7 protein-coding genes are annotated in these 12,118 nt (G+C 66.7%); 4 read left to right on the plus strand and 3 right to left on the minus strand.

The genetic code is table 11. From position 1 onward, the window contains the following. Positions 1–190: 190 nt before the first annotated feature. Positions 191–484 (minus strand): hypothetical protein, encoded by a 294-nt coding sequence (locus FFS56_RS07745; RefSeq protein ID WP_046748057.1) that lies wholly within the window; start codon positions 482–484, stop codon positions 191–193. A gap of 366 nt (positions 485–850) precedes the next feature. Here FFS56_RS07745 and FFS56_RS07750 point away from each other — a divergent pair, with 366 nt between their 5' ends. After that, positions 851–2,275, plus strand: a complete 1,425-nt coding sequence (locus FFS56_RS07750) for an NAD(P)/FAD-dependent oxidoreductase (RefSeq protein ID WP_267901535.1) — start codon at positions 851–853, stop codon at positions 2,273–2,275. Positions 2,276–2,325: 50 nt separating this feature from the next. Here FFS56_RS07750 and FFS56_RS07755 read toward each other — a convergent pair whose 3' ends face one another. Both FFS56_RS07755 and FFS56_RS07760 read right to left on the minus strand, forming a co-directional pair. Beyond that, positions 2,326–3,021 carry a Pr6Pr family membrane protein gene (locus FFS56_RS07755; protein WP_127011472.1) on the minus strand — a complete coding sequence of 232 codons (696 nt, stop codon included), beginning with the start codon at positions 3,019–3,021 and terminating at the stop codon, positions 2,326–2,328. 60 nt (positions 3,022–3,081) lie between these two features. Further along, positions 3,082–4,029: a DMT family transporter gene (locus FFS56_RS07760; protein ID WP_052748716.1), complete on the minus strand. Its 948-nt coding sequence runs from the start codon at positions 4,027–4,029 to the stop codon at positions 3,082–3,084. 471 nt (positions 4,030–4,500) lie between these two features. On the opposite strand from FFS56_RS07760, the gene FFS56_RS07765 reads away from it, so the two are divergent. From FFS56_RS07765 to FFS56_RS07775, 3 genes are all read left to right on the plus strand, one after another. Beyond that, on the plus strand, positions 4,501–8,298 hold the full coding sequence (locus FFS56_RS07765) for a putative toxin (protein WP_137772068.1): 3,798 nt from the start codon (positions 4,501–4,503) through the stop codon (positions 8,296–8,298). 11 nt (positions 8,299–8,309) lie between these two features. After that, positions 8,310–9,473, plus strand: a complete 1,164-nt coding sequence (locus FFS56_RS07770) for a hypothetical protein (RefSeq protein ID WP_127011474.1) — start codon at positions 8,310–8,312, stop codon at positions 9,471–9,473. A 78-nt stretch (positions 9,474–9,551) separates the two neighbouring features. Then, positions 9,552–12,005, plus strand: coding sequence for an FG-GAP-like repeat-containing protein (locus FFS56_RS07775; RefSeq protein ID WP_127011475.1), 2,454 nt, complete (start codon positions 9,552–9,554; stop codon positions 12,003–12,005). Positions 12,006–12,118: the final 113 nt, after the last annotated feature.

Raw genomic sequence — 12,118 nt, forward strand, 5'->3', positions numbered from 1 at the left:
AGGCTCCCTCGTTCGGGGACCCGCGTCGCGGCCGTCCCCCGCGGACCAGCGTAATCGCAACGACGGAGCGGCCGGCTGTGTGTGGTCTGACGATCACGCTCCGCTCACCTGCATGAACCGATCGCGGAGGCAGGAGGTTTCGTCGTGCAGACCTCCTGCATCCGTCGAAGCGTCATGCATGCGGCGGACATCACTGGCCGAACATCGTCGCGACGGCCGCGACCCCTCCGAATGCGAGGACGACGACGAGCGTGATGACCCAGAGGCTCATGGCGATCGCGTTGAGGGCGACTCCCCAGCCGGCCCTGGTGCGTGCCTGCGGCTCGTGACGCAGCGAGAGGATGCCGAAGATGAGTCCGATGACCGGCGCGAAGAAGGTCCAGCCGGCGAAGAGAGAGCAGATCCCGAGAACGAGACTGACTGTCCCCTTCGCGGTCGAGGTCGCAGGGGCGGACAGGGCTGAAGGGGAGACGGTGGTTGACATGTCTTCCACGCTAGGACGGGGCCGCAACACAGGGCATCGGCCCTGAGTGCCGACGTCGTACATCCAGCGGATGATCTCCCGGCGGAGGAGAGGCGGCCGTTCCTCGCAGATACGGCTACTGCGAGCGGCGGTCGAGGAACAGCAGTTCGAGCGGCGCGGGGAGCTCGGACCCCGGGGGCGGATCCGGGCTCCCCGCCCTGCGTCATCGCGCGGGATCCCCCGCCGGGGCCCGATCACCGGCCCTGCTAACGTCGAAGAGCAGCCGCTTTCCGGGTCGGTCGAGCTTTCCGCTCCCACCGGGACAGACCTGTTCCTCGCTCGGATGCGGCCGCTCATCGATACATGACGCAAGTGTGAGGACGATACGTGACGAACAGAGAACGAGTAGCGATCATCGGCGCCGGCCCCTCGGGCATGGCACAGCTGCGGGCCTTCGAATCCGCAGCCCGCGCGGGGGCGGAGATCCCCGAGCTGGTCTGCTTCGAGAAGCAGGCCGACTGGGGCGGACAGTGGAACTACACCTGGCGCACAGGGCTCGATGAGTTCGGGGAACCCGTGCATTCGAGCATGTACCGCAACCTGTGGTCGAACGGCCCGAAGGAGGCTTTGGAATTCGCCGACTACAGCTTCGACGAGCACTTCGGCCGTCCCATCTCCTCGTACCCGCCGCGCCCCGTGCTGTGGGACTACATCGCCGGACGCCTGGAGAAGAGCGATGTGCGGGAGCTGATCCGCTTCCAGACCGTGGTGCGCTGGATCGAGTTCGACGAGGAGCGCGAGGTCTTCACGCTCACCAGTGAGGATCTGCCGAGCGGCCGGTCGCACGTCGAGGAGTTCGATCGCGTCATCGTGGCCACCGGGCACTTCTCCTTCCCGAACGTGCCGGACTTCCCCGGGATCGAGACCTTCCCCGGCTACATCAGCCACGCCCACGACTTCCGAGGCGCAGAGGCCTTCGCAGATCGCGACGTGCTCGTGATCGGGTCGAGCTACTCGGCGGAGGACATCGGCAGCCAGGCGTTCAAGATGGGTGCCCGTTCGGTCACGGCGAGCTTCCGTTCGGCACCGATGGGATACGACTGGCCCGAAGGCATCGAGGAGCGTCCGGTCCTCGAACGCCTCGAGGGCAGTACCGCGTTCTTCGCGGACGGCTCCTCGAAGCACGTCGATGCGGTCATCCTGTGCACCGGATATCTGCACAAGTACCCGTTCCTGCCCGATGACCTGGCCCTGTCATCACCCAACAACGTCTACCCGGAAGGCCTGTACCGGGGCGTCGTGTGGCAGGGCAATCCGCGCCTGACCTACCTGGGCGCGCAGGACCAGTGGTTCACGTTCAACATGTTCGACGTGCAGGCCTGGTACGTGCGCGACCTCATCCTCGGCCGTCTCGAACTGCCCGACGAGCAGGAGCGCGCGGCCTCCATCGCCGAGTGGCGCGCCCGTTTCGACCGCATCGACTCGGCTGCGGCGGAGATCCGCTTCCAGGCCGACTACATCCGTGATCTCCTCCAGCTCACCGACTACCCGGAGTTCGACATCGACCGGGTCGTGGAGATCTTCCTCGCGTGGAAGCACGACAAGAAGGAAGACATCATGGGCTATCGCGACCGCACTTACGAGTCGGTCATGACGGGCACGATCGCCGTCGTGCACCACACGCCGTGGCTCGAAGAGCTCGACGATTCGCTCGAGCGCTATCTCGACGTCGATCCGGACGCCACCGAGACGACACGGATCATCGCCGGTCAGCCGCGTGATGATGACCGCGAGGCGCTCGCCGCAGTCTGAGCCTCTCGGTCTATGCCCCTTCCCTCCGTCTGTGGAGGGGAGGGGCATCGTCACGCGGTGTCGCGCGTGCCCCGAAACCGGCCGACCCAGACCACGAAGGCGGCGGTGGCGATGATGATCGCCGCGATCAGCAGCACCCAGAGCGCCACGCCCCCGTAGCCGCCGTTGAGGTGCGGATCGAGGAACGGATACGGATACCACCAGTGCTTTCCTGTCGCGGGCGCGATCACGAGGTTCGCCCGGATCAGCGTGTAGGCGACCCACACGATCGGGAAGATCGCGGCGATCCCGACCGCACTCCAGCCGAGCGCCCGACGGCGAGGCGCGAAGAGCAGGTCGACGAGCATGATGAGCGGGATGACCACGTGCAGCACCTCGTTCGACCAGAGGACGGTCGAGCCCTGCGGCAGCTCGATCCCGCGCAGCAGCGTGTTGTAGACGACGCCGGTGACGATCATGTAGGTGCTGGCGCACACCAGGAGCACCGCCAGCCACCGCGGTTCGGCCGACGTGGTCTTCCGGTTCGCGAGAGCCCAGATGCCGCCGATGGCGAGGACCACGGCCGCCAGCACGTTGGAGAGGATCGTGAAGAAGCTGAAGAAGTTCACGAACACCGTGGGCAGGTGTGCGCCCCACGCGGTCTCCGAGCTGAGGGCGATCTCGAGAGTGCGCACCAGCTGGGCGACGATCGCCGCCACGGCCAGAACCGATGCTGCCAGTCGTACGTAGGGCCACCAGGTCGTCATTTCGCCTCCGAGCGAAACTGTAGCGTCACTCGCGGGCCGCGGCGGTGGGGGGGCGATGACTCAGGCGCGTCGCCGCCACCGCAGACGCGTGATCAGCACGCCCAGCAGACAGAGCGCGCCGCCGAGGAACATCAGCGGCGTCGGCACCTCACCCAGGATCGCCCACGACATCAGGATCGCGATTGCCGGCACGACATAGGTGGTGGCCGACGTCTGCCCCGCAGTGCTGCGCTGCAGAACGTACGCCCACGTCGTGAAGGCGATCGCCGTGGGGAAGATGCCGAGGTAGACGACCCAGAGCGTCGCATCGAGCGGTGCCGTCTGGAGCGAGCCGATGAGGTTGCCGGTCCAGGGCAGCAGTGCGACGGTGCCGACCCCCGCGCCGAGCCACGTGAGGGTGGTGGCGTCGACGCCCGAGGTGAGCAGACGCTTCTGCACGAGCGTGCAGCCGGCGTACATGACAGCGGCGAGGAGGGCGAGCAGGAGTCCCGTGATGTCGGGGCCGGCGCTGGAGGTGGAGTTCATGCCGATGAGCACGACCCCGAGGAAGGCGATGGGTGCGCCGATCACGAGCGGCTTCGGGAATCCCTCACGCAGGAACAGTCCGCTGAAGACGACGACCATGAGGGGCGCGAGGTTCACGACCATCGCAGCGGTGCCCGCATCGAGGGTCAGTTCCGCGCTGTTGAGCGCGAGGTTGTAGACGCAGAACCAGCCGATGCCCCAGACCGCGATGAGCAGCCAGTGGCGTCGGGCGGGGATGCGGATGCCGTGCCGGATCGCGATGATCGTCAGCACGGCCGTGCCGACGGCCATGCGGAGCAGCGCCAGAGCGCCCGGGTCGTAATGCGGACCCGCTCCGCGGATGCCGATGAACGCCGACGCCCACAGCACGACCGTGACGAGCGCGGCGATGAGGACGAGCGCACCCTGCTTCTTCGGTGCTCCGGTATCGGCGCGGATCCCGTCGGAGGTGATCTCGGGGTCGCCGGATGCGGCTGCTGGCATCCTCCGATCCTGACAGGGGTGTCCGACATCGAGCGAGCCGCGCGAGTGCCAGCCGTCGTCGTATTTCGGACGACGACCGCGCACGTGCGAGGGAGCTGATTCAGGAGATCGTTGCGCGCCGTTCACGTTCCTCATCCGAGTGGAGAAAAAGTTTCACCCGACTTCGTCTGTCATCTGAAATCCATAAGTTCTCATATGGGGACGGAAATCGGGGATTCACAGGGAAACCTCAGCGTCAAGTAGGCCGTTCGGGGGACAGACAACACTCACAGCCGACGGATAGAGTCCCGAGCGAGTACCGCCGCAAGCCCACGGTCGAAGCGTGACGGTCCCGTTCGAGGTCGTGGTCTGCGTGCGTTCCGCCGTGCTTGCGCGCGTGCGCCCTGACTCGCCGAGGGGCACCGTCACCGCTGCGCTCGCGATCTCCACGCGGTTCGATCCCTGTCGTGTCCCCTGGAGAAGAGTCCCGCGATGAAGACCAGATCTCACCGTCGGCGCCTGCGTTTCGCGCCTGTCCGGCGACTCCCGTTGGCGTTCGCCGCGATGCTGATGACGACCGTCGTCGCTGTGGGCCTCTTCCAGCCGCTCGAGGCGTCCGCGGCGACTGCCGCGGCGACCGCGCGCACGCAGGTAGCCGCATCGGAAGGGCTCTTCACGCCTTCGACGGATGCCGCCGGAGTGGTCACGCAGTTCACCGACGGCGGGCCTGCCGTGCAGGCGGCCGCGCGGCAGGCGCTGCTCAAGGGCGGGCAGAGCATCGAGAGCTTCATCACCACCGGGCAACATGAGGCGATCGCGCAGGACTACCGCCTCATCGCTCTGCGACTGAGCCTCGCGGGTGGCCGGGCCGTGCGCCAACAGGCGGAGTCCGCGCTCACGGCCAACAATCCCGATCAGCTTCGCGCGTTCGTCACCGAGGGGTGGAAGGACGCCTGGGAGGTCGACGACCGCTCGGCGACGTTCGTGTTTGCCGACACCGGGACGCCTACAGTCCAGCGAGAGGCCAACAAGGCGCTGGATTCGGACGACCCGAGCGCCGTCTCGCAGTTCCTGCTGATCGGTCAGTACGACGCCAAGATCATCGATGACCGGGCGGCGGCTTACGTGCTCGCCTCGACCGGGTCGCCCAGTGTGATCGCCGCGGCGGAGGCGGCGCTCGACGCCACTCTTCCGGATGGATCTGAGGACACGCAGGCCGTCGCCGACTTCCTGCGGTACGGGCAGTTCGTCGCCAGCGCGCGCGACGCCGAGACGGCGACGATCGCCCAACTGACCAATCAGGTGATCGCGGCGAACCTGGTCGCTCAGGAGGAGCGTCGCAATGCCGACAACGCTTCCGCCCAGGCGGTCCTCGCCGCCAAGCTCGCGAAGGAGGCGACGCAGCGCGCTGCTCAGCAGGCCGCCGCCGCGCAGGGCAACGCTGAGCAGGCGAGCGCTGCTGCGAGCAGAGCGGCGGGACTCGCTCGTCAGGCGGCCGATGCCGCCGATCTCGCTGTGCAGGCAGCTGCCGCAGCGCACCAGGCGATGAATGCGTCGATGAGCGCGGCCGGAACGGCCGCTTCGGCTGCGGCTCGGGCGAACCGTGCTGCTGCGAACGCCGATGGTGCGGCCGCGAATGCGGCGGGCCAGGCAGGCATGGCGGCCGCGGCGCGCGCCGAGGCGGAGAAGGCGCGCGACGCCGCCGACAAGGCAGCGAAGGCCAAGCGGGCCGCGGCCGAGGCGGAGACCGCGACGAACGCGGCGAACCGTGCATCTCAGGCAGCAGGGGCCGCGGCAGGCTACTCGGGCGAGGCGGCCGGGTATGCGATGGAAGCCTCTCAGGCGTCGGGAGTGTCGTCGGCTGCTGCCGCGCAGGCACGGGCAGCTGCGGCGAAGGCGAACGCGGCGAAGAACCGCGCCGCATCCGCGACGGCGCGGACTGATCGACTTGCCGCCGAGACTTCGGCTGTCGCACAGCAGGCGCGGGATGCGGCCGGTCGTGCAGCGGACAACGCGAACGCTGCTGCGATCGAGGCGGACACGGCAGCAGCTCAGGCCGGCGTCGCACAGGGGGCAGCCGCACGAGCGACCGCATCTTCGGCGAAGGCGGCCGCTGCCGCGGAAGCCGCGACGAAGGATGTCGAACTCGCGAAGACCATCTTCACCCTGGCGCGGAAGGCCGATGCGGAGCGTCTTGCCGCTGAAGAGGAATTCGGACTGGCACAGGCGGAGATCGCCGCAGCAGAGGAAGCGGAGGAGAAGGAGCTCAAGGACGAGGCGAAGAAGGAGGGCGCAGCAGCGGTTGCGGAGAGCAGCGCGTTCCTGAAGAAAATCACGGCTCCGAATGCCAACCTGCAGGAGCTGCTGCCGGAGGCGCGTTCGGCGATGCTGGCTCTGATCACGTCGGGAACCCCGTGGATCGCCGCCGCAGCAGAGCAGGCTGTCATCGGGAACGATGAGGCCGTCGTCGAGTTCTTCAAGAACGGATACCGCATCGCGCTCGAGCAGGACCAGTGGGACGAAGCGAAGGCCCTGCTGTACGACGGCGACAACACCATGCTGCAGAGCGAGGCGTACGACGTCCTCGAGAACGGTGAGGAGTATGTCTCCGCATTCCTCACCGAACGGCTCCCCGAGATCCGTGACCTCGAGAACCGGCAGATCGCATTCGTGCTGGCCACCGAAGGTGGACCGGCCATGCAGCGCGAGGCGAACCGCGCGCTCGACGCCGACGACCCCGCGGTTCTCGCGAAGTTCATCGCCGAAGGACAGTACGACGCACTGGAGGTCGACCAGCGTGCAGCGGCCTTCGCCCTCAGCACGTCGGGTGGCCCCGAGGTGCAGGCGGCCGCGAACATCGCGCTCGAAGGTTCCAAGGCGGCGCTGAAGAGGTTCCTCGAGCAGGGCCAGTACGAAGCTGCCAAGCGCGACAACGACACTGCGGCTCACGTGGCGCAGATGCAGAGCATGCTGCATCTGGCCGACCAGCAAGCGGCCGCAGCGCGGGAAGCAGCTGCGCTCGCCGAGAAGGCCGCAGCGACGGCACGGCAGGCGGCGGCCGAGGCACAAGCCAGCGCCGACCTGGCTCGGAAGTATGCGCAGGAGGCGCAGGGCTGGGCTGCGCAGGCGGCTACTTCAGCCAACCAGGCGACAGCTTCCGAGAACGAGGCGCGTCAGTCGTCGCAGCGAGCGCATCAGGCGCTGACGGCTGCGACAGCGGACGCCAAGAAGGCCAACGGGTTCGCCGCGCAGGCGACATCGTCGGCGCAGTCCGCCAGCGCGGCGGCATCACGGGCCAACGATGCGGCGAGCCGTGCGGCCACCTCGGCGACGAACGCCGGACTGGACGCGCAGGCTGCGGTGAAGGCTGCGACCGAGGCGCGCGAGATCGCGGCGTCGAAGCAGCGCGCGGAAGACGGCGCGAACAACTTCCCGCCTCCCGCGGGCAAGGAGGGGGAGCTCACGCAGGCGCAGATCGACGCCGCGTACGCGCTCGGTGGTGATGCGGAGGTGCAGCGGCTGAAGGACGCACACGCGTTGACACAGCCTGATGCCCTGCTGAACTTCATCATCCAGGAGGGGGGCAAGGTCCTCCTCGACCTCATCGGCGTGACAGACATCATGGACTGCGTCACCAAGGGAGACGTCGGTGCGTGCTTCATGGCGATCATCGGATTCGCGCCCTGGGGCAAGCTCGCCAAGCTCGTCGAGTCGATCCCGCTGATCATGAAGCTCGCCGACAAGGTCGTCGGCTTCGTCAACAAGGTCGGCGACGCTTTCAGCCTTCTCAAGAAGAACAAGACCAAGGCCGACGATGTCCTGAGCGGATGCACCGGGCCGGCGCCGAGAGACTGCGGGCCCTTCAAACCCACCGATTCCACCTACGACCCGAAGGACCCCGCTCATATCAAGGGGCAGAAGGGCGAGACAGCGGCGGGGATCCCGTTCTCGAGCCAAAGCCAGAAGACGACCTTCACCAGGTCGGACTTCCCGGATCTCGACCTCAAGAAGAATCGGATTCCCGACCACGTGACGGCAACTTCGATCATGGAGGTCAAGAACGTGAAGACCCAGTACTTGAGCAGCCAGATCCTCGATGACATCAAATTGGTCGAGGCGACGAACAGGTCGGAGTTCGTGCTGACTGTGAACTCTCAGACGCATCTGACAGCGCCACTGCTCAAGATGCTGTGCGACGGACACGACAAGATGTCCTTCGCCGTCAAATTCCTCCCGGATACCGTCGGAGGCAGTCTGTCCGATAACAAACTGCCGACCTTGTGCAAGTAAGGAGCATTCACTTGTCATACGACCTGGATGTGTTCGCGAGAGTGAGCCTCGCGCCGCGGGAGCTCGCAAAGATCGCATCGTCCCCTGGTGTGCGTGTGCAGCGTGACCGGGGGTGGGGAGCCAAGGGCATCAGCGCTCACGACGAACTCGACCGCCCTGTTTTCACGCTCGAGGGGCCGACAGGGGTCGACTCAGAGGACGTTCCCGCCAGCGTCGCCGAAACAGTGAGCGTGGCTGTGGTCTACAACATCCACGTGCCGTACGACGTCAGCGAGTCTGCAGAGAGTTTCCGAGCGGAGCCCGATCCGCGCCACCTGGCGGCCGCGCGTATCTACGCCTCCAATCTTGCGCGCGAGAGCGATGGTGTCGTCGTGAATCCGCAGATGGATGACGTCCCCGCGCAGCAGTCTCGGGCAAAAGGTGGCTCTTCGGGACCGAAGCTGTACGTCCATCTCGAGTGGTTTCGGAGGATGGAGGATTCGCCGGGGTCCAAGGCGCTGGCCGACAACTACCTTCGGTCCGCACGAGAGATCTTCCCGCCCGCCGTACCGGTACGCTTCGGTCCCCGCGAGCCCTTGAAGGGCCGCCTACCCCGGGATGGCGATGATGCGTTCGGAGATCTCTATCGGGCGGAATGCCGTCTGAGCGCAATGATGATGACGGGCAAAGGACTATCCGGGAGCATCTCAGCGTGGTCCAGCATCACGCGCACCGGTTATCAGAGCGCATCTGCCGTTTTCGAACTCGACGGTCTCGAAAAGGCCGGAGCTGTAGACAACGTTCACACGTTCATCGAGAAGATGGCGCGTTCCTCGGAGAGCTTCTTCGCATTCGCTGAGGTGAACAGCAGCAAATACGCGACGGCAAGGCCCCGTGGTTTCGACGGCGAATGGGGCGGTCTGCCCACCGATCCGCAGTGGATTACCTGGTACGACGCAGAGTACGCGCCACTCGTTCGTCGGTTCTTGACGGAGGGAAGAGTCGAGGAATTCGCAGGCGGTGTGCTCCACAGGTGGTCCGAGGAACCAGCGCAGGCGGAAGATATTCGGCGGAGCCTGAAGCGGGACGAATGGGTTCCATCGGAACTCAGAGGCGTACTTGAAAACACCCCGAACGGTGTCCGCGGTCGTGTACCGGCGAAGGTGATGCCAGCTTCCCTGCGCCCTCCTCAATAGGCGTCACGCTGACTAATTCTCGCGGGCATCGAGCATCACCGCAGACCCGAGGCGCCACCGACCCTTGAAAGGCATTGCATGTTCTCTTTGAAAGTTCCCCGTCGGGGTCGTGGTGTGGCCGTGGGGGTGGCGGCGGCATTGGTGTCGGCGTTGCTGGTGTCGGTTCCGGTGTCGGCGGCGGTGGCGGATGATGCTCCGGGGTATCTCGTGGAGTCGGGTGCGTATCCGGATGGGGCCGCGGTGGGCGCGGCGGCCGGGATCGTTCTGAAGGACGGCAACGGTGGGTTGCGGGTGGTGACGTGTCCGGTCCCGGTTCCCGTCGCGGCCGGGCTGATCGAGGTGGAGTTCGAGAAGTCGGGAAAGCGCGCGAAGGTGTGCTTCGAGACGGTGTTCCGTCCGGCGGTGTTGAACCTCGAGATCGCGGCGTCGTTCGGCGTGAAGGCTGGTAAGCAGCCGATGGACGTGACCTATTCCGTGGCGGGTGGTCCGGAGACGGAGATCCCGGTTCCGGCGGGTGGGCGTCGCAGCGTTGATACGGGCCTGACGGGTCAGTCGACGATCGTGGCGGTCGAGGTGCAGGCCGACCCGGCCGTGGATGTCCCGGCGACCACGACCACGCATCCGCGGACCGCGATCACGAAGATCCGCACGGGGCTCGGGTCCTGCACCGGAACGCTCGTGGATCGCTCGTGGGTGCTCACGGCAGCGAGCTGTTTCGCGGCCGACCCGGCGACGCTTGCCGCGGGGGCACCGGCAGCTCCAGCACGTGTGCTGTTCGGTCCGGACGTCGCGAACGACAAGACCGCGAGCGGGACCGGGGATCTGGGCGTGAAGGTTACGCATGTGGAGCCCGCTGGCAATGGTCAGGACGCCGTTCTGGCCAAGCTGGAGACCGCGGTCGATGACATCGCCCCGATGCCGATCGCCACGACCGCTCCGGCCGCCGGTCAGGACCTGGCCTTCACCGGGTTCGGTCGCACGGACTCCGTTTGGGTGCCGCTGGCGTCCCGCACGAACACCTACCCGGTGACGGCCGTCGGGGCGGCAACCGTAACGGCTGCGGCATCCGGCGCTTCGCTCTGCCTCGGCGATGGCGGCGCCCCCGGCGTCCGCAACGTCGATGGAACCGACATGCTCGTCGCTGTCGCCTCCCAGTCGACGCAGACCGGTTGCTACGGCTCCGGCATCCCTGCGGGCACCGCTTCGAGCATCGCGACCCGTGGCGACGTGATCGCCGGATGGGTGGCTGCCACGGTCCAGAAGGGCCTCGACACGACCCCCGTCGCCGCTGCGGATCAGGCGCTTGCGCAGCAGATCGTGGCCACCGGACGCGTGAGCGGAACGGAGGCGCTCGCTCAGATCCAGGCGTATGCCGACGGCTTCAAGCGCGGCCACCTGATCGGCGGACAGATTCGCGACTGCACGATCGACCCCGTCATCCTCGCAGCCTTGAAGAAGGTCGTCGTCGATCAGAACTTCACGATCACGATCTCCGCTCTCAACGAGTACTGCACCACGGCGACACCGTCGGCCACGAGCTACCACGCGAAGAACAGCGGTGGTCACGCCGTCGACATCAGCGTGGTGAACGGCGTCGCGGCGACCGGCAACACCGCTCAGGACCAGGCTCTGGCGGCCGCCATGTTCACCGCGCTGCCAGCGCCGGCGGGAATCGGTCAGGTGGCGTGCCGCCCGGCGCTCACGGTTCCGAACGGCTGGGCGCAGACCGAAGAGGACTGCACCCACAACCACTTCGAGTACCACGGTGTGCCGCTCACGCCGGTGAAGCCGTCGTTCGATCTGAACAGCGACGGCAAGGCCGATGTGATCGGCATCACCTCGTCCAACGCGCTGTACATCTACCACGGCAACGGCAATGGTGGCTGGACCACCCAGACGTCCGTCAGCTCCGGGTGGGCGTCGGCCAAGACCATCATCCACGGCGACTACAACGGGGACGGCAAGGGCGACATGATGGTCGTCAACACCGACGGCACGCTCTGGTACTACCAGGGTGATGGTGCGCTGGGCTTCCCGACGAAGGCGCTCGCCGCCCGCGGGTGGGACACGAAGGGCCTGATCACGGGTGGGATCGACTTCAACGGCGACAAGAAGGCCGACCTCGTCGCTCGCGAGTCCGACGGCCACCTCTACGCCTACCCCGGGAACGGGAACGGGACATTCGGCGCCAAGATGAAGATCGGTCACGACTGGGGAGGGATCTCCAGGGTCCTCGCCGGCGACTGGACCGGTGACGGCAAGGGCGACATCCTCGCAACGACGACGACCGGACTGCTTCGTATCTACCCGGGCAACAACGTGACGCTCACGGGTGGTCCGCAGGTGGGCAACGGGTGGAACAACATCACGGCCATCACCGGAGGCGTCGACTACGGCGTAGACGGAAAGGCCGATCTCTTCGGGCGAACGGGCGACGGCGGACTGTACCTGTACCCCGGGCTCGGCATCTCCGGGTTCGGAGCCTCCTCACGCGTGGGCAATGGGTGGACCTCGCTCCGCCTGTTCAGCTGAGCCCGCATTGCTCTCAATTGATCCGGCCGCGGGCCTGTCAAGTGCGGATGACAGGGGCCACCACCACCCGGGTTACCCGGCTTCTCCACTCTCCTTGTTGAAAGGCACTGCAT

It is taken from the genome of Microbacterium sp. Beta (assembly GCF_005502545.1).
Classification (GTDB): domain Bacteria; phylum Actinomycetota; class Actinomycetes; order Actinomycetales; family Microbacteriaceae; genus Microbacterium; species Microbacterium oxydans.